General features: G+C 50.8%; 25 protein-coding genes. 4 read left to right on the forward strand and 21 right to left on the reverse strand.

Annotation, left to right across the window (positions count from 1 at the left end; translation table 11 throughout):
* Positions 1–8: 8 nt before the first annotated feature.
* The gene (locus ACULM0_RS03880; RefSeq protein WP_463679156.1) at positions 9–344 is read right to left on the reverse strand and encodes a GNAT family N-acetyltransferase; all 336 of its coding nucleotides are present in this window, start codon (positions 342–344) and stop codon (positions 9–11) included.
* Positions 345–488: 144 nt separating this feature from the next.
* Between ACULM0_RS03880 and ACULM0_RS03885 the strand changes: the two genes are divergently transcribed.
* Positions 489–848 (forward strand): DUF8058 family membrane protein, encoded by a 360-nt coding sequence (locus tag ACULM0_RS03885; protein ID WP_463679157.1) that lies wholly within the window; start codon positions 489–491, stop codon positions 846–848.
* A gap of 186 nt (positions 849–1034) precedes the next feature.
* Here ACULM0_RS03885 and ACULM0_RS03890 read toward each other — a convergent pair whose 3' ends face one another.
* Positions 1035–1778, reverse strand: coding sequence for an ABC transporter permease (locus ACULM0_RS03890; RefSeq protein ID WP_463679158.1), 744 nt, complete (start codon positions 1776–1778; stop codon positions 1035–1037).
* Positions 1778–2500 carry an ABC transporter ATP-binding protein gene (locus ACULM0_RS03895; protein WP_463679159.1) on the reverse strand — a complete coding sequence of 241 codons (723 nt, stop codon included), beginning with the start codon at positions 2498–2500 and terminating at the stop codon, positions 1778–1780. The genes ACULM0_RS03890 and ACULM0_RS03895 overlap by 1 nt, the downstream gene beginning before the upstream one ends.
* 248 nt (positions 2501–2748) lie before the next feature.
* On the opposite strand from ACULM0_RS03895, the gene ACULM0_RS03900 reads away from it, so the two are divergent.
* Positions 2749–2997 carry a type II toxin-antitoxin system Phd/YefM family antitoxin gene (locus ACULM0_RS03900; protein WP_463679160.1) on the forward strand — a complete coding sequence of 83 codons (249 nt, stop codon included), beginning with the start codon at positions 2749–2751 and terminating at the stop codon, positions 2995–2997.
* Positions 2998–3258: a Txe/YoeB family addiction module toxin gene (locus ACULM0_RS03905; RefSeq protein WP_463679161.1), complete on the forward strand. Its 261-nt coding sequence runs from the start codon at positions 2998–3000 to the stop codon at positions 3256–3258. It begins immediately after the preceding gene.
* 101 nt (positions 3259–3359) lie between these two features.
* Here ACULM0_RS03905 and ACULM0_RS03910 read toward each other — a convergent pair whose 3' ends face one another.
* From ACULM0_RS03910 to ACULM0_RS03950, 9 genes are all read right to left on the reverse strand, one after another.
* A complete protein-coding gene (locus ACULM0_RS03910) occupies positions 3360–3725 on the reverse strand; it encodes a cupin domain-containing protein (protein WP_463679162.1) in 366 nt (121 codons plus the stop codon).
* Between the two features lie 179 nt (positions 3726–3904).
* On the reverse strand, positions 3905–4882 hold the full coding sequence (locus ACULM0_RS03915; protein ID WP_463679847.1) for a transketolase family protein: 978 nt from the start codon (positions 4880–4882) through the stop codon (positions 3905–3907).
* Positions 4883–4884: 2 nt separating this feature from the next.
* Complete coding sequence (locus ACULM0_RS03920; protein ID WP_463679163.1) at positions 4885–5703, reverse strand: transketolase; 819 nt, start codon at positions 5701–5703, stop codon at positions 4885–4887.
* 12 nt (positions 5704–5715) lie between these two features.
* Positions 5716–5976, reverse strand: a complete 261-nt coding sequence (locus tag ACULM0_RS03925) for an HPr family phosphocarrier protein (RefSeq protein WP_463679164.1) — start codon at positions 5974–5976, stop codon at positions 5716–5718.
* Positions 5948–7711 carry a phosphoenolpyruvate--protein phosphotransferase gene (ptsP, locus tag ACULM0_RS03930; protein ID WP_463679165.1) on the reverse strand — a complete coding sequence of 588 codons (1764 nt, stop codon included), beginning with the start codon at positions 7709–7711 and terminating at the stop codon, positions 5948–5950. Before ptsP ends, ACULM0_RS03925 begins: the two co-directional genes overlap by 29 nt.
* The gene (locus ACULM0_RS03935; protein WP_463679166.1) at positions 7708–8976 is read right to left on the reverse strand and encodes a zinc-binding dehydrogenase; all 1269 of its coding nucleotides are present in this window, start codon (positions 8974–8976) and stop codon (positions 7708–7710) included. The genes ptsP and ACULM0_RS03935 overlap by 4 nt, the downstream gene beginning before the upstream one ends.
* Before the next feature lie 193 nt (positions 8977–9169).
* Positions 9170–10555, reverse strand: coding sequence for a PTS mannitol transporter subunit IICB (locus tag ACULM0_RS03940; protein ID WP_463679167.1), 1386 nt, complete (start codon positions 10553–10555; stop codon positions 9170–9172).
* On the reverse strand, positions 10556–11302 hold the full coding sequence (locus tag ACULM0_RS03945; protein WP_463679168.1) for a nucleoside/nucleotide kinase family protein: 747 nt from the start codon (positions 11300–11302) through the stop codon (positions 10556–10558).
* Entirely contained in the window at positions 11299–11739 is a 441-nt protein-coding gene (locus ACULM0_RS03950; protein ID WP_463679169.1) for a PTS sugar transporter subunit IIA, read from the reverse strand. The genes ACULM0_RS03945 and ACULM0_RS03950 overlap by 4 nt, the downstream gene beginning before the upstream one ends.
* Positions 11740–12017: 278 nt before the next feature.
* Between ACULM0_RS03950 and ACULM0_RS03955 the strand changes: the two genes are divergently transcribed.
* Positions 12018–14078, forward strand: a complete 2061-nt coding sequence (locus ACULM0_RS03955; RefSeq protein ID WP_463679170.1) for a BglG family transcription antiterminator — start codon at positions 12018–12020, stop codon at positions 14076–14078.
* Between the two features lie 102 nt (positions 14079–14180).
* Here the strand turns inward: ACULM0_RS03955 and ACULM0_RS03960 are convergent, their stop codons facing one another.
* From ACULM0_RS03960 to ACULM0_RS04000, 9 genes are all read right to left on the reverse strand, one after another.
* On the reverse strand, positions 14181–14693 hold the full coding sequence (locus ACULM0_RS03960; protein ID WP_463679171.1) for a DUF1697 domain-containing protein: 513 nt from the start codon (positions 14691–14693) through the stop codon (positions 14181–14183).
* A gap of 92 nt (positions 14694–14785) precedes the next feature.
* Positions 14786–15238 carry a hypothetical protein gene (locus ACULM0_RS03965; RefSeq protein WP_463679172.1) on the reverse strand — a complete coding sequence of 151 codons (453 nt, stop codon included), beginning with the start codon at positions 15236–15238 and terminating at the stop codon, positions 14786–14788.
* A 150-nt stretch (positions 15239–15388) separates the two neighbouring features.
* Complete coding sequence (locus ACULM0_RS03970) at positions 15389–15955, reverse strand: hypothetical protein (protein WP_463679173.1); 567 nt, start codon at positions 15953–15955, stop codon at positions 15389–15391.
* Positions 15956–16282: 327 nt separating this feature from the next.
* On the reverse strand, positions 16283–17047 hold the full coding sequence (locus tag ACULM0_RS03975) for an ATP-binding protein (protein ID WP_463677638.1): 765 nt from the start codon (positions 17045–17047) through the stop codon (positions 16283–16285).
* Complete coding sequence (gene istA / locus ACULM0_RS03980) at positions 17044–18609, reverse strand: IS21 family transposase (protein ID WP_463677639.1); 1566 nt, start codon at positions 18607–18609, stop codon at positions 17044–17046. The genes ACULM0_RS03975 and istA overlap by 4 nt, the downstream gene beginning before the upstream one ends.
* A 383-nt stretch (positions 18610–18992) precedes the next feature.
* Positions 18993–20051 carry a ribosome small subunit-dependent GTPase A gene (rsgA, locus tag ACULM0_RS03985; protein ID WP_463679174.1) on the reverse strand — a complete coding sequence of 353 codons (1059 nt, stop codon included), beginning with the start codon at positions 20049–20051 and terminating at the stop codon, positions 18993–18995.
* A gap of 324 nt (positions 20052–20375) precedes the next feature.
* Complete coding sequence (locus ACULM0_RS03990; RefSeq protein ID WP_463679175.1) at positions 20376–22790, reverse strand: PEP/pyruvate-binding domain-containing protein; 2415 nt, start codon at positions 22788–22790, stop codon at positions 20376–20378.
* Positions 22791–23462 (reverse strand): TetR/AcrR family transcriptional regulator, encoded by a 672-nt coding sequence (locus ACULM0_RS03995; RefSeq protein ID WP_463679176.1) that lies wholly within the window; start codon positions 23460–23462, stop codon positions 22791–22793.
* A gap of 293 nt (positions 23463–23755) precedes the next feature.
* Positions 23756–24124: a DUF2200 domain-containing protein gene (locus ACULM0_RS04000; protein ID WP_463679177.1), complete on the reverse strand. Its 369-nt coding sequence runs from the start codon at positions 24122–24124 to the stop codon at positions 23756–23758.
* Positions 24125–24128 lie beyond the last annotated feature (4 nt).

Consider the following 24128-nt stretch of genomic DNA (forward strand, 5'->3'; position numbering starts at 1 on the left):
CACGTCCTTTACCTTCGTTTTTTTCTCAGATGTCTATTCTGCGATGGTGTGTAACCCCGGTTCATGTACAGATTCCGTGCCCCTTTGTTTGTAGGAGTCACCTCCAGAATAATGGCCACGCAGTCTTCCCTCTCTTCGAGCTGATCTAAAAAAGCACTCCCGATCCCCCGGCCTCTAAACGTTTCCTTCACGTACAGCTCGTCAACCGAAAGCATCCTACCCCCGTGCTCGTTGCTCCAAAAGGAAACGATCAAAGCGTAACCGACCATCTGGTCCTTCCGATAGAGGGCTTCGATCATGTCCATGAGCTTCTCTTGGTCTCGATAGCTGCGAAGAATTAGCATGATGGATTCCACCTTTATTTTTGACTCATTACTTCCCCATAGGAAATCTTATGCTTGCTCTACAATGCATTAACTTTAGATCCTGTGGTATGAAATGATTAGATGAAAACTTCTCTTTCTTTTCTCGAAAGGAGGAAATGTCCCATGCGTAGCGTCGTGCTCTCCTCCCTGATCATAGGTATCTCCATAATCATCCAGTGGGTCTTTTTTCTCATGACCGAGAATGTGCCCGAACTCCAATCCGAACCCCTCAGCATTCTGTTTCACATCACGATCGAGGGGATCACCGCACTCACCCTGATAGGATCTGCGATTCTTCTTCATAAGAATCGACCGAAGGTATCTTACCTAGCCGTTTTTGCTCAGGGGATGCTGGCCTATACCGTCGTCAACAGCGCCGGCTACTTCGCTCAGTCCGGTGACTGGCCATTCGTCGCCTTTTTTGCGGTTCTTCTCTACTTTTCTATCGACAACACGAGACGGATCATGAAGAGCACTGTATAAGGCCTGGCTCGAACTGCCGACGTAGGCAACATGGTGACGCTTATTCTCAGCATAACATACACGGTTGGCAAGTTGCCTCTCGAGACGAGATTTAAGGCACATGCAATAATAATGTCTTCGCTTTTCCTTCAACGCCAAAGTAAAACCGCCTACCTTCCACAGAGTTGGAAGGTAGGCGGTTTCTTTTCAATAGGTATACTTGAAGGTGCGTACGGAGGTGATGAGCGACAGGATCCCCAGAATCAGGAGGTAGGCGATGGATGAAAGGGCCACTTGGTCCATCTGGTCGAGGGACACGGAGGTCAAAAGCTCAATTCCATGCGTCAAGGGCATGGCCCGCGATACATGCTGTAACCAACCGGGCATCATGTGAAAGGGTACCGTGGCACCCGATAGAAAGAACATGGGAAAGTAGAGGAGCGTGGCCAGTAGATTGGCCATCTGTACGTTCCTGGCGACACTGGCGACCATGAGCCCCAGGGTGTAGAGACTGAAGGTCACGAGGAAGTAAATCAGAACAAAGGGAAGCACCGGGCCGGCGAGCTCGTACCCGAAACCGACCACGGCCGAGACCAGGACGAGGCCCGAGGATATGAGGGCGATCGACAGGTGGGTGAAAAACTGCACGGCCAAAAGCAGCATCGGCGAGCTCGGCGTCACCTGAAAACGCTGGAGCACCTGCTTCTCCCGGTAGGCGGAAAGGCCCAGGGGAATCCCCATCAAACCCGTCGCACAAATCCCGATGGTCAGGACCGCCGGTACTGCCCGCTCAAAGGGGGGAACACCCTCGATCATGATTGTGCCATGTCCGTAGAGAAAACCCAGGAGCCACAAGAGTCCCACCGGAATCATGACCCCGAAGAGGATGCCCGAAAAATCCCTGACCGTGAGTTTCCATTCGATACGAAATAAGGTGGTAAATGATTTCATTATTCCTTCCCCTCCTTTGTGAAGTGCAGATAAGCTTCTTCCAATGACGCCTTCCCGGATGCCTCCAGGATTTCGCCCACAGTCCCCGAGATCCGTTTCTCCCCCCGGTCAATCAGGAGGATCTCATCGCACAGGTGGGCCACTTCGTCCATGTAGTGGGAGGTCAGAATGATCGTCAGTCCCCTTTCGTTCTCCTCCTTAAGCAGGGACCAGATTTCCCTGCGGGCCCTCGGATCCATGCCGGTGGTAAGTTCATCGAGAAAAACCACCTCCGGCCGATTGATCATGGCGAGCAGCACCGATAGCTTCTGGCGCTCTCCTCCGGACAACTTTGCGACCTCTTGGTCCACGAAGGACTCGAGACCAAATCGCTGGAGCTGAGCCCTGTAGTCAATCGGATTTCGATAAAGCGCCGCAATCATCCGGCACATTTCCCCCAGGCGTATGCGATCGGGAAAAAAGTCCTGTTGAAACTGCACACCCACGTGCTCGTAAAGGTTCTTGTCGTGGGGACCCACCCCACGACCGAGCAGCTCGACCTCCCCTTGGTCGCGCGCTTTCGTGCCGAGGATACACTCAATGGTCGTCGTCTTCCCGGCACCGTTCGGTCCGAGGAGTCCAAAGATCTGTCCCTTCTCCACCTGGAAGTCCAGACCCTTTACCGCTACCTTTTCTCCATAAGTTTTTCTGAGTCCTTTGACCGCTAAGACTGATGTCGTCATGCTTTTCCACTCCCTTTCTGATTCCTATGACCTATCACTGTTTTCAGTATGAAGGCTCCCCCGACGGGAGAGTCAATGGAGCTTTTCGGAGTTAAGAAATAGGACGTATAGGAGGATGCGGATGATCAAACTGAAGCTAATCTCTTATGTCTTCCAGTAGCTCCAGAGAAAAGAATAGCGACAAGCTAATGATATAAGAGTAGACGTACGTTATTCAGTACGGTATAATGACATTAGGAGGTGATGCTATGTCTACGTTCAGTATATCCAACCTAAGAAAAGACATTTACAACATCATCAGTCAGACGATTAAGTTCAATGAACCGATCCACGTGTATACAAAAGAAGGAAATGCTGTCATCCTTAGTGAAGAAGACTACAACAGTCTCATTGAAACATTGTATATTTCTTCTATACCGGGTATGAAAGAAAGTTTAATCGAAGCGAAAAATGCGCCCGAGGAAGATTTCATTGACTCTGCTGAGGTTAAGTGGTAGATGTACAAGGTAATCCTTTCGAAAAAAGCCGTTAAAGATATCGAGAAGTTAAAATCAGCGGGACTATCGAACAAAGCGAAAAATCTAGTTGACTTGTTGAAAAAGAACCCCTATGCAAATCCTCCTAGTTACGAAAAATTAGTCGGGGACTTAGAAGGGATGTATTCTCGAAGGATTAACATCAAGCATCGTTTGGTATACACAGTCGATCAGGAAGCTCGTCTTGTCAAAGTTCTGCGTATGTGGTCACATTATGAATGATCAAACCCCTGGAAAATTCCAGGGGTTTTCTAGATGATGGAGGGACTGGTCTCATTGACCAGCTCTTCTTCACCTTTCCGATGTCATCTCAGGTAGAGTTCCTATCCCAACTGTTCTTCGATGGATTTTGTTGCCGGCGTAACCTCATCACCGGTATGCTTTGTCTCTTTCTTTTCCACCAGCATGACCCAGCACTCCTCTTCTGCTACCGGCTTGTGCCGGATCCCCTTTTTGACCACGTAAAAGTCCCCCTCCTCCAAATGGGCACTTTCCTCCTCCAGATGCAGAACGAAGCTTCCTTTGATCACGAAAAACATCTCATCTTCCTCCGCGTGATCGTGCCAAAGGAGCTCGCCCTTGAACTTGGCGATCTTGACATAGTCGTCGTTGACATCCGCAACAACCTTGGGTGACCAGAAGTCGGTCACCTTTTTGAACAACGTATAGATATTTCCCTTGATTTTCATTATGCAATCCCCCTTTTGTTCATAGGCCATGACCTGCGCACTCTCCTTAGATTGTACCAGAATCTTTTTACTAGCAGTATGAAACCTCCGCATTTAAGAACGCGTCTCAGACAAATCGGGTGGTTGCTCCACTAACAAAGGGGCACTAAAAAGACGGGCACTTTGGCCCGCCGTGATTATTATCCGATTTTCATGTTTTCCACTTCACTGCCGGGGCTTTTTGAGATGGCTCGCTTGCGAGCCACGGTTTCTTTCACCGCTCGCACGATATCTGACGCCGTGAGACCGTAGGCCTCGAGCAGCTCATCAGGATCGCCCGATTCTCCGAAGGTATCCTGAATGCCGACGCGCTTCAAGGGCACCGGATGGCTTTCTGCCAAGACCTCGGCCACAGCGCTACCAAGACCACCGATCACCGAGTGCTCCTCGGCGGTAACGACGGCGCCAGTCATAATTGCAGCCTTTTCAATGGCTTCCTGATCAAGGGGCTTGAGGGTGTGCATATCGAGGACGTGGACCTCGATTCCTTCCTCGGAGAGGGCCTCAGCCGCTTTCAGGGCTTCGTTCACCATGATGCCCGTGGCGATGATGGTGGCCTCCGTACCTTCTTTAAGCACCTTGGCCTTGCCGATGGTAAAGGTCTCCTCCTCATCATAGCAGAGGGGCACGCTGGCCCGGCCCAATCGCACGTACACGGGTCCTTCCATCTCAGCGGCTGCTTTCAACAGGGTCTGGGCGCTGGTTCCATCGGCGGGATTGAGTACCGTCAGGTTGGGAAGGGCTCGCATGAGGGCCAGATCCTCCACCGTCTGGTGGGAGGCACCGTCGGGTCCCACGGTCAGTCCTGCGTGGGTCGCGCAGACCTTCACGTTGAGCTTGGGGTAGCACACGGAGTTTCGCAGGATCTCGAAGGCTCTGCCCGCCGCGAACATGGCAAAGGTGCTGACGAAGGGAATCTTACCCGCCGCTGCCATGCCGGCGGAGACACCCATCAGGTTTTGCTCAGCGATCCCCATGTTGAAGAAACGCTCGGGACAGACCGCTTCGAAGGACGCCGTTTTCGTGGATTTTGATAGGTCTGCATCGAGGACCACGATGTCCTGGTGGTCCTTGGCATAGGTGGCTAAAAAGCTTCCATAGGCTTCTCGTGTGGCCATGTTCACGACTGATCACCCCCTAGTTCTGCTAGGGCCTTGGACAGTTCCTCCGCATTCGGGGCCTTGCCGTGCCAGCCCGCCTGGTCTTCCATGAAGGAAACGCCTTTGCCCTTGATCGTTTCTGCAATGAGGACCACAGGGCTGTCGACGGCTTCCGCCGAGCGGAACGCATGGATCAGCGCCGCTGGATCGTGCCCGTTCACCGGGATCACGTGCCAGCCGAAGCTAGTCCACTTGTTCGCCAAGGGACCCAGGCTCATCACCTCGTCATTGGATCCATCGATCTGCAGACCGTTGTGGTCCACGATGGCCACCAGATTGGACAGACCGTAGTGCGCGGCGGCCATGGCCGCTTCCCATACGATGCCCTCGTTTAGCTCTCCATCACCGAGCAGTGCGTAGATTTTTTTATCAGAGGCGTCTAACCGACTTGCCAGGGCCATGCCCACAGCTCCAGAGAAGCCCTGTCCCAATGATCCCGTGGAAAAGTCCACGCCGGGCACCTTTTTCATGTCGGGATGTCCCTGCAGAATCGATCCCATCTTCCTGAGGGTCCCTAGGATCTCGGGATTGAAGTAACCGCGCCGGGCCAGGGTAGCGTAGAGGGCCGGTGCCGCGTGTCCCTTGGACAAGACGAAGCGGTCACCTAGGCTTCGATCCGGCTCTTTTGGATCGATGTCCATGGTGTCAAAGTACAGGGTCGTCAGAATTTCCACGGCAGACAGCGATCCGCCGGGATGGCCGGAACCTGCCACGTGAATCATCTCCACAATATCCCGGCGAATCTGCTGTGCTACTGATTGCAACTCCCTATCTTTCATATCTCCTGTCTCCTATTCTGCGGAAGATTCCAGTAGGGCGCAGAGGGTGCCGAAGGCTTCCATCTCTGTCTCGGCACCCGGTACGCGCAGGGTCAACTCTGTCCCCTTCTTGGCCCCGAGGCCCAAGATGCTCATCATGCTTTTGCCGTTGTACTCTTTACCGTCTTTGATTAAGAAGACCTCCGAGGTCATCTTGCTCGCTTCTTTGACAAACTGGCTCGCCGGTCTGGCGTGCAGTCCCGATTCAGATAGAATCATGATCTTCTTTTCCATGGATACCCTTCTCCTTTAGATACTTTTGTACAGTCTTTTCAATCGCCTCGGCGGAGTCCAAACGGAGGACCTCCTCGAGGAGCACTTTCGATGAATTGCGGTCGAACCGCGAGAGCATCCAGCGGGTCTTGAGGATGCTAGATGCCGATACGCTGAACTCGTCGAGTCCCATGGCGACGAGCAGCGGGATCATTATAGGGCTGGCGGCGGCTTCACCGCACATGCCCACCCAGATACCGGCGTCGTGTCCCGCGCTGATGACGCGATCGATCAGGCGGATCACAGCAGGTTGATGGGGTTTGTAGAGTCCTTTGACAGCGGGGTTCATGCGATCGGCGGCCATGGTATATTGCGTGAGGTCATTCGTGCCTATGCTGAAAAAATCGACTTGTGCCGCCAGTTGATCGGCGATGATTGCCGCCGATGGGATCTCGATCATGATACCGACCTCGAGATCCGGATCGAAGGGGATGCCTTCGGATGTTAACTCTTCTCTTGCTTCCTGTAGAATGGCCTTCGCCTCGACTAGTTCGGTCAGGGTGCTGATCATGGGGAACATGATCTTGGCCTTCCCGTGGGCGCTGGCCCTGAGGATGGCCCGAAGTTGGGTCTTGAAAAGATCCTTCCGCTCCAGACACACGCGGATAGCCCGGTAACCGAGGAAGGGATTCATCTCCTGGGGTAGGTTCAGGTAGGCGATATCCTTGTCGCCGCCGGCGTCCAGGGTCCGGATGATCACGGGTTTTCCCTCGACACCCTCGAGAACCGCTTTGTAGATGGCGTACTGTTCCGCTTCATCGGGTGCTTTGGCCCGGTCGAAGTAGACGAACTCGCTTCTAAAGAGGCCGATACCCTCGCCGTCTTCTTGGCCGACGAGACCTGTATCCTCCACGCGGCCGATGTTACAGACCAGCTCGACTTTCTTTCCGTCAAAGGTTTGTGTCCTTTTGCCGCGGAAGACCTCGAGTCCCGTTCGGAAGGCTTCTTGCTCTCTCATCTTCTCGCGGTAGGTGGTGTGGATGTCTTCCGGTGGATCGACGAGGACCTTTCCCTCATCGCCGTCGACGATCATCAGTTGATCCATCTCAACGCTACCGAGGAGATTGTCAACACCCATCACCGCAGGGATCCCGAGGGACCGGGCGATGATAGCACTGTGGGAGGTCTCGCTCCCCAGGCGGGTGACGATTCCCTCGATTGCCTCGGGATTGAGGGCGATGGTATCCGAGGGGTGCAGATCGTCAGCCACGAGGATCGCGGGGCCTTGGAGACTACGCAGATCCACGGTCTCGATCTTGAGGAGGATCTTGAGCACACGCTCGCTGACATCCTGCAGGTCGGCAGCCCTGGCTCGAAGGTAAGGATCATCCAGGGCGCTGAGCATCTCCACAAAGGTGGCGGTGGTCCGGTCGACGGCCACTTCTGCGCACTTCTCCTCTTGAAGAATCTGGTCCCGGATGCCGGTGTTCCACTCAGGATCGAGAAGCATCCACTTGTGGGCCTCGAAAATGGCGGCCTCCTCTTCACCGAGGGTGTTACGCGTGGTCTCGTAGAGGGCCTCTACGGCCTCGGCGGCCTCCTCGACGGCGCGCTCCACACGCGCCACTTCCTCTTCCTTTTTCTCGATGAGTCGGTCGATGACCTTCACCCGCTGGTTATCGTAGATCACGGCCCTACCGATACCGATGCCCTGGGAGGCGGCGGTACCGATCAGGTGTTTGTCCTGTGGCGTCATGCCAGATCACCCTGAGGACTCATCTGCTCGAGCAGGTAGGCTTCCGCTTCTTTGCACCAGATACCCTTGTTCTCTTCGATGATTTGGGCCAGTTTTTTGAAGAAGGGGTCGTTCTCGCCGAGAGCCTTGAAGTCATCGATGGCCGTGAGGTCCATCTCGATGTGGGGGTAGATGATCTTCTTCCCGCCTGGGATCTCATTGAGGTGGAGGATCGCTTCGGGTGCAGCGCCCAGTCCGCCGATGTGGGTGATCATGTAGGAGGGATTGATCTCCTCTTTGGCCGAGAGCTCGAGGGACTCAACCATGTCGCCCGTAGAACCGCCGGAAGTCCCCACGAGGTGGGTACTGGAGTAGTGGACATGGTAGAAATTGAAGGGTACCTTGAATCTTTTGTCCGTGGGACCGGCGAAAAAGTTCAAGCAGCCGTCGTTGCCCAGGATCTCGTCTCCCTGTATGAGCAGCTGTTCGACCGGGGCAAAGACGAAAACGTCATCGTAACCCTTGCCGCTAGAGAGCGCCATCAAGGTGTCGATGGCCCCTTCGCCCGAGGTGTTCACGTAGGTGAGCTCTATACCTTTGGCAGCCGCTTGTTCCACGGTGATCAGCTGCTGGGCACGGTCTAGTCGGTCCTGGTTGATATCTGTGACGACAACGCGTGCGGGTTTCACCTTTCCGTTGATGGCGTAGTCGATGGCGCCGATACCCATGGGCCCCGCGCAACCGAGGAGGGCCAGTTGGCCGCCGGGCTTGATACCCATGTCGTGCTCGTAGATGTAGGGGGTGGTGTGGTAGCTCGCGTTGTAAGCGCCGATGATGCAGGACATGGGCTCGGATAGTGAGGCGTTGGCGTAGTAGTCATCCGTCATGGGCAGGACGCAGTCGAGATCGATGGCCAACTTGGGAATGATCATATAGGTAGCGTTACCACCGAAGGTCTCGTAGCTGTAGCCGGCGGAGTAGCCACTGTCGAGGCCCATGGCCGGTTGTAAGACAAAGCCCTCGCCGGGTTTGAAGCGACTTTTGAGCTTCTCGCCCACTTCGACGATTTCACCGGCGCACTCGTGGCCCGTGATGATTGGCTCCGTGGCGATGGTCTCCGGGACACGCTTGTGGTCCCCGCCAAGGATCGCCGCCTTGTAGGTGGACAGGCACAGGCTGTTGGATACCACTTTGACGAGCAGTTCTTCGGGTCCAATTTCCGGGAGATCAAACTCCCTGATGCGAATGTCTTTCTTTCCGTATAATGATGCCGTACGTGTACGCACGTTGCATTCCTCCTTCTGGTTCCGATGGACGGTGCGGTGTCGCTCCCGATCCATGTTGTAAGAGAAAGGTGTATCCCTGATGACGCTAGCGCCTCACCGAATACACCTTTCCTACTCTAGCTGCTGTGCACACGACCCTCTCGGGGGGCGACGGTGCACGGTATGTCACAGCCTGAAAGTACGGGTGCTTTTCTTAGGCTGTGGTCAGTTCTTCATAGAGATCGTTGAGATTGGGATCGTCCATGAAATTCTCGATGGTGACAATCCGCTTGTCCTTGAACTTCATCTTGGCGCGCTCCTCGAGGCTGGCGTGGGTGACGATCACGTCGGCTTCCTCTGGCACCTTCTCAATAGCAAAGTTTTTGACGGTTTTTTCGATACCCACTTTCTTGAGTTTCTTATTGAAGGCGTTGGCACCGAGGGCGCTGCTGCCGAGACCGGCATCACAGGCAAAGGCGATAAAGTTGATGTTGGCCGTTTGACCGCTCAAAAGATCTTTTCCGGCTTTTTTCATGTTCTTCGAACGCGCCATTGAAGCTTCTAGCTCTTCGTCCGACACGTCTTTGTTCTGGACCTTGAGGATCACGGAGGCGACGGCAAAGGCAACGGCCGTGGCCACGGCGACACCGGCGATGACACCTAGGAAGTTGCCGCGGGGTGTGAGGGCCAGGTAGGCGAAGATGGATCCCGGGCTGGGTCCGGCCACGAGGCCGACACCGAAGAGACTGAAGGTCGCGATCCCGGACATACCGCCGGCGATCATGGCGAGGATCATCACGGGGTTCATGAGCACGTAAGGGAAGTAGAGTTCGTGGATACCACCGAAAAAGTGGATGATGATCGCGCCGGGTGCAGATTTCTTGGACATACCCTTACCAAAGATACTGAAAGCAAGGAGCATACCGAGTCCGGGACCGGGGTTCGATGCGACCATAAAGTAGATGGATTTTCCTGCGTTGAGCGCTTCCTGCATGCCCAGCGGGTAGTAGATCCCCTGGTCGATGACATTGTTGAGGAAGAGGACTTTCGCAGGTTCGTTGATGATGGACAGCAGGGGTAAGAAACCTGTGGCCACGAGGCTTTCGATCATCACGGTGACGAACTCGTTGGCCGCTTGGATGACCGGGCCGATGAACTGGTAGGAGAACAGGGCCAAACCAAGGCCGATGATCCCCAGTGAGAAGTTGTTGACGACCATTTCGAATCCCGTGGGAATCTTGCCTTCCACCTTTTCGTCAAACTTTCGGATCAGGTAACCGCCGAAGGGACCGATGATCATGGCACCCAGGAACATGGGGATATCCGATCCCACGATCAGACCGATGGTACCGATGGAGCCCATAACGGCACCGCGGTCGCCACCGGTGAGTTTACCACCGGTGTAACCCAGCAGCAAGGGTAACAGGTAGACGATCATCGGGCCGACGAGCTGCCCGAACTGTTCGTTGGGAATCCAACCCGTTGGAATAAAAAGTGCGGTGATGAAACCCCAGGCGATGAACGCCCCGATGTTCGGTATAACGATGCTCGTTAGAAATCCTCCGAATGCTTGTACTCTAGCTCTTCTCGAACCTTCCATTTACAATTCCTCCTCGTGTCGTACTTTCTCCCCAGTAGATAGCATATCCAGTACCAGGTCGGCCTCGAGCCGGTGGTTCATCACCCGCTCGATATTCTTGCGATCGCTCTTTTGATAGAAGGCCGACGCTGCTTCGGGGCTCAGGCCCCCTCTTACTTTTCTGTTGATCAATCGTTCTTTCAACATGTTTTCGTTCGAACGGATAAAAATGCTGTAGTCGCTGAGTGATTGAAGATCCCGCCAGCCCGGTTCGTCGAGGAGCAACCAGTTGCCCTCGATCAGGACGATCTCGGAAGTAACGGGGACCTGGTCCTTCACCACATCGTGCAGGTTCCGATCGTAAATTGGCCACTTTACATCTTCGGTTCTCATCTGCTCGAGTTTCTCTTTGAAGGCCTTCAGGTCGAAGGTCTCTGGCATGCCCTTTACTTCGGATAAGTAGCGCTCCTTACCCTCGATAACGGCCTTGTGTGAGGTGAGGTATGCGTTTGTATGATGAAACCCATCCAGTGATAGGCACTGTACGGGGATGGTATGCTTCATTTTTTCCGATGTTTTTTCAAGAAAGAGTGCGAAGGTTGATTTTCCCACGGCCGGTGGTGCGGCAAGGAAAATGATGATCCGACGATCGTGTTGTCGGTATAGATCCTGGAACTTTTCGATCAGGGGTCTGATGACCTCCTTCAATTCCCTATCGGTGAAGTGGGCTTCGTAGGTGAAACCGTTGACGGTCAGCGTGGTGTTCATGATACCACCGATTCGATAATCCTTAGGATCTCTGCCTCCGTTTGGGCTTCTTTGATCTGGTCGACTTTCTCGCTGTCCATGAGCAGGTCCGTCAGTGAGGAGATCAGTTCGACGTGGCTATCATTATCGGTGGCCGCTAGTACGAAGACCAACTTGATGTCCTTGTCTTCAGGGTAGCTCACAGGCTCGTGGAGCTTGAGCAGAGAGATTGTCGTACGATGTGCCCCATCTTCCGGTCTGGAGTGTGGGATCGCCACCTCAGGCATGATGACCACATAGGGTCCGTTCTTGTTGATGTTCTCGATCATCGACTGGATATAGTCCTTAGTGATATATTCTTTTTGTAGAAGCTTCTCTGCGGCGAGCTCAATGGACTGTTCCCAAGTCGATACCGAATCTGCCACCTGAATATGGTCTTCAAAGTATTTCGCTATCATCGCGATACCCCTTTCTCGTCTTCTTTGCAATTCCATTATAGGACAAACGCTTTCATTTCGTAAGCTATCGATCCTTTCACTTCTTTCTGAAAATTATAACAGGTCAAATTTTTCACTTTGAATCGAAAGAATGTGGAAATCGACGAAAACCTTTTCCCTTGGTATACTAGATAATGAGTAGTTTTACCCCGTAGGGAGCGATTGATCCTACGGGCACTGGCGATCGAGATCCGGTCGATCGTTTTGCGTTTGCCAAATGAGCAGGAGGTGCTCACCAGATGTTGACCGAACGAGGACTTAGAATTCTCAATATGATCTTAGAGGCCTCCGAACCTTCCTCTTTAAAGGAACTGGCCGATCATTTCGATCTCAGCGTACGGAGTATCCGCTACGATGTGGATCATGTGAATGAGGTGCTGGCGGATGAGGGCTTGCCCACGATCCTGCGCCAGCGCGGTGGTATCCTTTCCATTGAAGAGAAGGAACCGATTAAAAAGTACCTCCTTTCCCTGGATGACTTCCTCTATTCAGTGGATGCAAGGAGAAAGTACATCCTGTGCACCATCGCGCTCACCGGCGAGATCAATATCACAGCGGTGGGCAAGGAGCTGGATGTCAGTCGCACTTCGGTAAAGAACGATCTCGAGGAGATTAAGGTCATTCTCGCGTCCCATCAGCTCGAACTCGTCCAGTCGCACCGGCGTGGCCTTGCTCTCGAAGGAAGAGAAAACGATATCCGGAACCTGCAGATGGAAGTGCTCATGGAGCAGTTAACGGCTTCGGGTGTGATGGATCTGCTGACGGAGCCGGTGCTCGAGGCTTATCTCGAGGGAATCGATGTGTCAAAGGTGGAGGATTTTCTCTACGCCATCGAGCTAGCGACGGACAACATCATTTCCGACCATGCCTATGAGCTGCTAAAGGCCTATCTGATCGTGGCGATCAAGCGCAACCAACATCATGAGAAGCTGGCCCCCTACCCGAATGCAGTCTATTTGGCCTCCACATCGGAGTTCAGGATCATCAGAGAGAAGCTGCATCTCTTCCGAGAAGGCTGCGGTGTGACGCTGAATGCAGATGAGCTGGCGGAGTTCGCGGATCTGTTCATCGGTAGCCCTTCTTATCATTTCCCGAATACCTACTATAAGAACTGGTTCGAGGTGGAGATCATCGTGAACAAGTTGATCGGTCGATTCAGCGCCGCCTACGGACTCGATCTTTCCTATGACAAGGAGCTGATCAAAGATCTGATCATCTTCATGAAGCCCACACTACACAGCCACTACCGGCACATCAAGCACCATCCCTTGGTGGAGGAGGATCCGAGGCGCCTGTACCCTAAGATTTTCGCAATCCTCGAGGATCTTTTAGGGCGTATCGAGGGGTTGCCGGTCGATCATTTCAACGAGGTGGAAAAAGCGCTGATCACACTCTACCTCAGGGCTGCCATCGACCGAAACCAGTACCGGTTGAAGACCAATCGTAAGGTCCTCCTGGTCTGCGGTTTGGGCTACGGAGCATCGAAGCTCCTGGGTCAGCAGATGAAACAGCACTACGATGTGCAGATCATTGATTCGATTCCGGTCCACCACCTGAAGAAGTTTGATCGCATGGACGAGGTGGATGTCGTGGTCACCACGACCAAGCAGGATTTCCCGGAGATCGGGAAGCCAGTGGTGGTCGTGAACCCGATCCTGACGACACGGGATTTCGATATCCTGGACCAGTGCAACTTCCCAAAGATCCGCAAGCGGATACGACTTTCGAAGTTGCTGAGTGCCCTGAAGGAAGATGTGGATTCACAGGTGCGCCGCAAGTTGGTGGAGACCATCAAGCAGGATATGGGTGATATGATTATCGATGATTTGGATCAATCGAAAAGGGGGCTGGTGGAGCACTTGCCGCTCGATCACATGCTCGTGAACGTAGAGGCCGACAGCTGGCAAGAGGCCCTGGCCATCGCCGGCAACCACCTGACGCGACTTGGCTACGTGGAAGACAGTTACACCCGGTCTCTGATCGATAGTTTCGAGAAGTTCGGGTCTTACATGATCATCAAAGATGGCATCGCCATCCCCCACGCAAAAAACGAAAACAATGTGCTCGGAACGGGCTTCGTTCTGATCACATTGAAAAATGAAGTGATGACACCCTTTGACAAGTACTTGAAGGTGATCTTGGCCTTTTCGTCGATCGACAATACAGATCACCTGCACGCGCTGACGGAGTTCTCCAATCTACTGGTTGATTACGATCTTAGGAAGATTTCCAAACAGATCCAGACCCCCAAGGAGCTGCTGACCTACATCCACATGGCCGATGATCTGTCGATGGACTAAACAAAATGGTCGTGACGCTGACCACAGCTCAAAAATAAAAAGCAACATGTCCCCCATTTTTTTTGAGCGGGGGCATGTTGCTTTTTCGTTGACGCGAGTGTGTTACTCCGATCGAGTCAAGGCGACGAGTTTGGCTAGGGTCTTGATATTCCTCACAGTCCCCTCCTGGTCCAAGGGGAAGCTCAGCTTGGAACGGCCCATGCCCTTGGGATAGTGGATGTACAGTTCCCTACCCTGTAGGCTGACTTCCTCTGGTCCTGGATTGTTGATCCTTGACATGAGATCGTCGGGAAGAGGGCTCCTGAAAAACATGACACCTACTTTGGAGGGCTCTGCATCCGGAAAGGGATTGTGCGCAAGTACCCGCTCAAGGTCACCTGCCGTCCGTATCATGACGGGGATATGTTTTTCCTGTCTCTCCTGCAGGGCACGCTCTAAGATTACGGTCAGCTCATTCTCCGTGCGATCGCTCGTGAAGAGGACGTTCCCGCTGTTGATATAGGTGCGCACGTCCCCAAGTCCCAGCTCAACGCAGATCCTTCTGAGCTCTGCCATGGGTAGTTTGTTTCTTCCTCCCACGTTGATCCCGCGTAACAAGGCAGTGTATGTATTCATTTTAATCACTCTCCTATTTTCCTCTACATCGTGACCGGCGACATGATCGGGATTTTCTGTTGCCCCAAAAGGCTGTGAGGTCCACGAACCACTTATTCTAAGCGATCCACTCGCTTCTCCGCGAGCGCCTTGATCCTCTCGAGCGCCCTCGGTAGACGGGTGTCGAAGGTTTCTTCCTGTTCAGCGGGTACTTCGGTCTCTATTGTTAGTGTCGTGGTCCCATTATTTTCAGTGAGGGCATAGCTTTCCCATCCGCCCGTCCACTCCTTCGCTCGCTCTTTTTTCCCTAGTTCTTTAGTATCCGCTTTATGTCTGAACAGCACGTACGCATGAGGCACCAGCTTCTCGACCAAGCTCTTTACTCCGTAGCCATTGACCGACGACATGAAGTGGACCTCGCTTCCCTTTTTCATGGTTCCTTCCATGTACATACCCTCGTCGATCGTGTCCGCCCAGTCGCGAAAGGAGGTATCCCCCCACAGGCTCTTCCATACGATTTCTTTAGGAGCAGAGATCCGGATCGAAAATCGAAGTGTTTTCATCATGTGCGCCCACCTTTTCTCTACATACAGTTAAGGGTCCAAAGTTTCAGTATGAGCCACACCCTTCGATCAACTCCCGTCGTTTCCCCTAGTTCGAAGAGAAAAGGCTTCATTGAACAGAACCGAGGAACACGGCACAAAGGGCAAAGCCCCTTACTGCGTGCGTGAATCCAGCCAAAAGCTCAGGTCCATCTCCTGTTCCTTTCCCTCTTCTGGAAACAAACGACCTGAGACCAGATGATAGCCTTGGTAGGTCAGCTCGTGGGTCATGCGGACGCCGGCGATTACTTCAGAGTAGTTGTCATCCGATTCAAGCAAACGGCGGAGACCAGAGCGTGTGAGGAGCCAGAACCCGCTCACGTCATCCTGTGCGCCGATAAAGGCCATGCTCATCAGTTGCTTTTGCGTCCTCTGGGTCGTTTGCCAGCCCTCATCCCCGCTGCTTTTCACTTCAATGCCCACCGCCTTCACAATGCCGTTTTCCACGACCATCTGGTGGTCGGGCCAGGAGGTCAGGGATTCGATGTGGATCACAGGGCCAGAATCGCTCGTTGCCTTCATCCACTCGCCCTTGCTGGTCAAGCGACGACCGATCTCCGGTGTGTCGGGACGATCGAGGAGGTCGTTGATGTTCTCTGCGTAGGCCGCAGGCGTCAGGTCTCCTCGGTTGACTGAATATTTCGCGCTATGAGCATCACCGGTACGGTTGATCAGCAACATCTGTACGGTGTTTGAGCATCAGCAATACGGTGTTTGAGCATCACCCGCTTAATTATGGGATCTTAGTAAAAGCATGGATAGAAGAGGGCAACCTATCGATAGTTCTTATATGCTACTTGAACACAATGTATGAGCTATGATCATCTAGCTATGTTGGTCTTTCTTGGATCAAACTGATCCTTGCCGAACCGATCATTTCCCATAGGTGACAGGACTGCCCTCATCTTTTATAACGCCATTACCGATAAGCCTACCACCAAACTTCAATGTAGTCTTGTGGAGTTATCGATTGACAAAGCTCTGAGCTAATATCCAGCATTCATTCCATTACGTGAGCATCTCCTTGGACATCATTAACTCTCTCATGTTTAAGGTGCCTGCAAATACCCAATTTGCATTATGGACAATCCGATCCATGATGGCATCAGCATGAATACCACCACCAAGTGATTCATGCCACTCTCCTTTTTTTCTTTGAGTACAGAATATCGTTGAGGCTACATTGTGTCTGAGCTCTATTAGCTCAAAGATAAAGCTATGATCCTGAGCTGAGAGATCATCAAATAACCACTCATCAATAATCAGCAATTCATAACGAGCCATTTTCTTGATCAGTTTTGGTATGCCCAAAGCTTCTAGAGATGCTTCATCCCTTAATATCATTAGGTCTGACATTCTGATATATCTCGTTCTTATACCGAGAGAGCAAGCTTGATTACCAAGTGCGCAAGCTAGATAGGTTTTGCCAGAACCCGTAAATCCATGAAAAACCACATTAGCATTTCTATAGAGGAATTTACAACTGGATAGAGATAGAATTTGATTTTTGTCCAGTCCCCGATTGTTTCCATAGTAGATACTATGTGTAGAAGCATTGGAAATACGGAACTTCGCTCCTTTTTTCAGACGTTTAACTTTATCATTGTGCTTCTTCTCATAAACAACATCAACGAGCAGCCCCATTCGTTCTTCGAAGGATAGCGAAGTAAAATCAGTATTATGCTCCTGAAACTCAAGGGCTTCAACCATCTCATAGAGATTCAGTTCACGTAGTTTGCGGCGTGTTTCTTCTGATACCAATGATCTGATCATTTTTGATCACCACCATAGTACTGAGCTCCACGCACATAACCCGTCGTACCTTCACTTTTAGAAGGAGGATTCTCCTTTGTGGCCATGTAGATGTGATCCTGATTAGATGCGAGTATTGACTTCAAATGTGAATAACGTGGCACTCGAATTTTTTCAAGTGCTAGCGAACAGGCTGCTTCTAACCTTTCACAGGAATATTTTTTACTCAGACGAAGCACGGATAACGAGGGATTGAAAGCCTGACTTTTGGTTTTCATGCTGTTGAAAATTCGATTGATAACTTCTGTTGTAGCGGGACCAATGGATGAAGCCCAGCTTAGAATACTCTCCTCATCCGGATAATTTTGGGTAAAGTAGTCTGGAAGATGCTCCGGACACGTAATCCATTGATGTTTCATATAGTCTGGGGTTCTGGGATAACTCCAGAGTCTCTCGTTCTTTAGGTATATTTCAACAGTCGCCTGATTTGCCTTGATATCTACCTTGGAACCGACATATTTATAAGGGACAGAGTATCGATTTGTCTTGAACGCTACATGACAGTCTGAGTTGACAAGGTGTCCGTATGACCATTCCGAAATCTCATATGGAAACTTGGGCAAGGGCCTTAGTTGTTCTTGTTCCATCTGATAGAAAATGCTGTCTCGGCTACCCTCACGCTTTTGAAAGGGCTTTTGATTATAGTCTTTGAGGTGGTCGTTAACTGCTGCTCTTATCTCATGTAGAGAGTTAAATGAATCATTCCGATGTTTGCCGATAAAGCTCTTAACGCTTTTATCAACGGCACCTTCAACAGAAGCCTTGTGTTTTGGCTTTTTGATGCCTGCTGGCATTATCGCAGTATAATAGTGATTCCCGAATTCTTCATATTGCTCGTTGAGTACTATGTCTCCTTCTTTAGGATTGGTGATCACGCCGGTTTTTAGGTTGTCACAAACGATCCTGACCGTTGAGCCACCAAAATATTCGAACATGTTGACGTTGCAGGTAATCCATGTATCCTGTTTCATATCCAAACATGGTTCAACATAGGTGTATTGACTATAGGGTAGGACTGCAACAAAAAAGAATACTTTGGCTACATCCAGTGTAGTCGGGTCTATTAGTTCTATTGAGGGACCTGCCCAGTCAACTTCACAAGTAACACCAGGTTTATGAACGATATGATTCGTCAGACTATTTGCTTTCACATATGCATTATAGCCTTCACAGAACCTGGTGTACCCCATCGCCATTGCTTCGGAATTTCGGCAGTAGTCACGGTATTCTTGCCATAAGGACTTTAAAGTGACACCAACCTTTTTTAGCTCTCCGTGCACATAAGAATAATCTGGGTTCTCATACAATGATTCGTGCACATGCCTATTAGGATAGAACAATCGATAAACTTCGTCATCCGTTCGATCTCTGACCTCTTCAAATGTCAGATCCATCTCTGCAGCTCGTTTGAAAACCTCACTAACAGAGTGCTGCGACACCTTACGACTTTTGCTAATTGCTCTCTGCGACATGTTGGCATCTCGAAGCTCCATAATGAGCTTCACCGGAATCTTTCTGGCCATGATGGCCTCCCTTCATGAACGTGAGATAATCCTCTCGATTCATTCTACATCCGGTGATGCTCAAACGCGTATTGATGATGCTGATGGGCGTACTGTTCCTATTCTATATAGTGATGCTGAAGCGCGTACTGATGATGCTGAAGCGCGTACCGGTGATGCTCAAACTGCGAAATAATCAGTTGACCGGCAGCTGGGACTGAAGCCCCACCCAGAACAGTCCGAGAAACAGAACTAGATAGATTGCGATGAGCAGCACAATACGCCAGAGCGTTTCTGTGTAGTGAGACAAAGACATGGGTCTCCTCCTTGGTGGTCTAAACCTTGTGTACTCCTGTCAAAGGATTGTCATGTTGCTGGAACTAGGAAAGAAAGGATGGCTCCTGCTATCTCTTCTTACTCTTACCATATTTTAACTTATCCTTGCTGATCCGCCGTCCCTTGACCCAGAGGAAATCCTGTTCGTAGGTAATCTTACGGAAGTTTTCCAGGCGCTTCTGGCCGAGATGGCCGTCGGCCACGGCCGCTTTGACCGCGCATCCTTCTTCTGTGTCATGCCGGCAGTTGTTGAAGTGACAGTAGATCGACCACTCTTCGATGTCTTCGAAGCCTTTTACCGCTTCACCGGACTGATTGATCACGCCGAACTCCCGCATGCCGGGGGTGTCGAGGAGGATAAAGCCCTTTTCAAAGGCCCTTAGCTGTTTACTGGTGGTGGTGTGACCGCCCTTTCCGGTCTTGGGGTTAACTTCTTTGACCCTCTGGATTTCGTCACCAAAGAGGGTATTGACGATGGTGCTTTTCCCCACACCGCTGGAGCCAAACAAGGCGATGGTCTCTCCTTTCCTCAGGAAAGGTGTAAGTTCCTCTAAGCCCACGGCGCCCCGGTAGGAGGAGATGGCGATCACATCTCCACCGGGATGGATCTTCCGGGCAATTTCCTTGTAAAAATCGATGCGGTCAGTGAGGTCGGCCTTCGACAATACGATGGTTACAGGAATATGATCATGCTTGGCCTGCGTGATGTACCGTTCGAGCCTCCTGGGGTTGAAGTCATCGTCGACGGCGGTGACCACGAAAATACGGTCGAGGTTCACGCCGATGGTCTGCTCCTCATTGATGGTACCGGCTCTTCTGCGGACGAACTTGTTCCTGCGCTCGAGCAACTCTTCGATCATATAATTGCTTTCATCGATCTGGCGGATAAAGACCCAGTCCCCGGAGACGACAAAATCGTCGGATCGATTGAAGAGTTTGTTGCTCATCATGCAGCTGATCAGTCCCTCCTCGGTGATGACATCTACGCGCTTGGCGTTAAAGGCCGTGATCACCCGGCCCAGGATCATCCCCTCTTTGGCCGCCCACCTTTCGATTTGCTCATCGGTCAAGCCGTAGTCGGTTAGGTAGCCGAAACCTTGGTCCTTTTTTCTGGTGCTTTCTACCATAAGTCACCCCTTCAAAGAGTATGCTCTCCTACTGGAATAGAAGAGACCTAATCGGATCTTATCGGTATTGACGGTCAACAGGTACAGAAACCCCGTGCAAGGGTCCTCTCGCATTCATGCGTGCAGAGCCACTAGCCATATCTCTCGCTCTGATTTTTCTTCTTCTATTCGCATTGTAACATGCCTGCCTAGTCATTTTCTCTCATTCGGAGGAGGATCGTCCGATCGGTAGGGATATTTAAGAAACATGCAAATCAAGCTTTCTGTAGATATTCCCTGTGTTCACTCGACCTTTCACAATGCCGTCAAAGCCATGTCCTTAGCTCAGGTACGAGTAGGCTGTAGCAATTCAATCTCACCCGTTGCTCCATTGACCCTCACACGTTGTCCATCCTGCAGTACGGACGTAGCAGAAGGAATCCCAACGACGGCAGGAATGCCATACTCTCTGGCAACAATTCCTCCATGACTCATTGGCCCACCGTATTCCATGATCAAAGCACCTGCGATGGCAAACAAGGGTGTCCAAGAGGGATTCGTGCTCTCTGTCACGAGGATCTCACCTTCTTTGAGCATTGTGGTCTTAGGATCGCATACAACCCGGATAATCCCTTCGTAAGAACCTGGTGATAAGGCCAGTCCTTTTAATACGTCAGCGTTAGGGGCGATTACGGTTGATGTGTAATAAGTCGCACCGTTGCTAAGGACCATGCGGGGGATAGACGTGCGTTTCATTTCCCTATCGTAAGTTTTTTTATGCTGCGCTACCAAGCCCTTCAAATCCTGATTACTGAAGATTTCCTCTTCGTAGAGGAAGAAGATCTCTGAAGGGACCCCCAATTGACCTCTGCTCACGAGATTCTCACCTACCTCTAACAGCGCCTTTCTCCCCAGTTCTAAAAATCTAACAATTTCAAACTTGGGGTATTCTCTCATAGCAAGAGCATATCGATAATTCACCATCATCGTATTCATTTTTTCCGCCAAGCGCTTCTTCCCCATCGAGCGTAGATCCTCGCAAATCGCCTCAATCATTTTCTCTGATTCCCTGCGCTTGGCTTCGTGATCTGCTAGGTTTCTCACGTACATCTGATCCACCCTATAGTTTTCTACCAAACCAATTAAATAAGCAGGATCTTCACGCCATCGTTCGGTCCCCAAATCCAACTCTATGTTCGCCCTATGTCCATAGGTTTCTAGGATCTGTTGAAATTCCGGATGTTCAACACTCGTTTCTAAACCTCTTTCATCTAATGACTTGGCATGTTTGTTCAGATCCACCATCATCTTCTGTGTGATACAACCCGGCAGAGACTGGATCAGCTTTGCCGGTTGGTATCTATTGGGGAGATACTTGTCTAAGACTTTCTCAATCTTCGTCAGGTTATTCACATCGATGCAATACATTGCCATGGTTTGAGATAATTTAAATGCTTCGACCAACACCTCTCGTGCGAAAGCTACACGCTCTTCATCCGTTTTCAACCCGTTGAAGATCTCCTCTTGTACTGCGAACGCTTCATGACCAAGAGCACGAATTTTATCATATCGCTCGTCGTTGGGAATCTTATTGGCTTCGCGCAATGTGCCTAGCAAAGACAACCCGTATTTTACAGCTCCCAGAGGAAGTTTGAAGTGATCGCCCTGCTTCTTAAAACGCTTACCATACTTGTCGATCACGCTGTACATAACCCCTTTGAAAGGTAAATCATTACCCGAAAAAGAAGAAGCAAACTGCTTTGCTACAAAATGATTGGACATCAAGTAGGTGATATCCATATACATTCTGTAGGCCGTGTGCTTCACAAAGTCATTGGTCAAGGGGTTCTTCTTGCGAGCTGTCATGACGTTGATGACCGTTGGATACATATTGCTCATTACGCTGAATCCAAGCGGCGTAAACGGCTCTTTCATTCCTAGCAAAACCGTGCCGGCATTCATGTAGGCTCTGAACTTACCATCTTTCGCGAATGTATCCATGGGGAACAATGTCGTGATCTCGCGTGATTGGAGCAAAAAAAGATCCCCGCTTTTATCAAATGCGAATTCAATATCCTGAGGCTTACCAAAATAGTTTTCTACCTTAGCGCAAACCTCAACGAGTTTTTTGAGTTTCTCCTCATCCATTGATCCTTCAGTTAGTGTAGCATCCAGGATTTCACCCGTATGCTTTTCCACGATGTATTGATCGGGTGTCACCCCACCACTGACAATTGCTTCACCCAAACCAAATGCTGTGTTCAGGACCAACTCATCCCTCACACCACTGATCGGGTTCGCGGTAAAGGCGATGCCCGACACCTGTGATCTCACCATTTTTTGAACAACCACGGCATGGGAGTATCCTTCTTCAATATTATGCCTGGCGCGATAGTCTGTCGCCCGATCATTATCCAGCGAATCCCAGCATGCTTTGATCCTCTCTTTCAAATCATTTTTGGTCACATTGAGGTAGGAGGAATACTGACCGGCAAAACTCATACCCGGTAAATCTTCAACTGTAGAACTACTCCTAACGGCTACATGTTCACTGTTCAACTTGTCAAAAGCCTCATAGATGCTTTCCATCAGCATTTCCTCCACCGAATCGAACGAACCGTATGCATCGTAAGCTGTTGAAAGGATCACAAAACCATTGGGTACCTGCATACCTTGATTGTACATTTTGGAAAGATTGTACCCTTTGCCACCCACTAGATCGAAATCCGAGTCGGTGATTCTATCGAACCATTTGATCATCTATAGCACCCTTTCTGAAACAGCCTCTTTCATTGACTGAAGATAGGCTTCTCCCATCTCGACCAAATGCACCGATGGATCCGAAAGACCCAACTGGCTATTGATTAGTGATTCGTTGAATCTAAGCATTTCATAGAAATCACCTTCGTTGTCTTTAACACCGGTATAGATGTATCTAGACATCTGATAGAATCGGATCACTTCCCGACTCCACAGTGTACCCAACTGTTTGGGGTACGATACATGAAACTCTCCATTCCGGATGCCCTGCTGAATCAAACGACAGTAGAAATCCGCGGTTTTTTCTTCAAAAACTTCTCCCATCCGTTTTAGCAACAGATGGTTGCCTTGAAACGTGTAGCGTTTCTTGATCTGATCCCAATTCTGGACGGATGCTTTCTTCACTTCATTCAAGCGGTAAAAGGCCTCGGTGAACTTCTCCACCACCGTGGAGGACTGGTCCTCCAACAGCTCTTCGTAATAATCCGTTACTTCCTCCATAGACATAGCAATTATTCTCTCGAGAATCTCATCCTTGGATTTAAAATGATAGTATAGACCACCTTTTGATGAATCAGCGGCTTTCATGATATCCGAAATCGTAGTTTGATCATATCCTTTTGCTACGAATAAATCACACGCCGCATCGATGATTCGATCCTTTAGTCCCACAGGACGCCCCCCTCTCACCAATAACAAACCGACCGTCGGTTTGTTATGATTTGAGCATATACCTCTTGCTCGCACTTGTCAAAAAATTCTCTCTTTAGGATTATCCTCTGTAATTACTCCCTTACCTCTTTCTTTCAAAAAAAGGACCCTCAAAACCTTGCGATGGCAAGGTTTGAAGGCGAAAAATCTCTGTATGCTATTAAGCGGGAACAAGCAAACACCATGACGTCATCGATCGAAGGGCAATGGAGGGATCCTGCAGGGAGAGACACCGCCCGCTTCTTAATCGGTCCTCAGCTGTCCTCGCGAAGGATCTTCTCCATGGCTTTTCCCCTCGCCAGTTCATCCACCAGCTTGTCGAGATACCGAACCTTCTTGGTCAGGGGCGTCTCGATGTCCTCGATCCGGTAGCCGCAGATGGAGCCCTTGATCAGGTGGGCGTTGGGGTTTAAGGTTGCTCTCTTGAAAAACACTTCAAAGGTCACGGCTTCTTCGATAAGCGCCTGGAGATCGCTATCGTCAAAGCCCGTTAACCAAGTGATGACCTGACGGAGCTCTTCCTTGGTTCTTCCCTTTTTCTCTACCTTGGTGACATAGTGAGGGTAGACTTCTGCAAAGGTCATTTTAGCCATGCGCGCGTCGTGTTCGGCTGTTGTGGTCATTTGA

Source organism: Halotolerantifilum yawarlongkerapense, assembly GCF_054506745.1.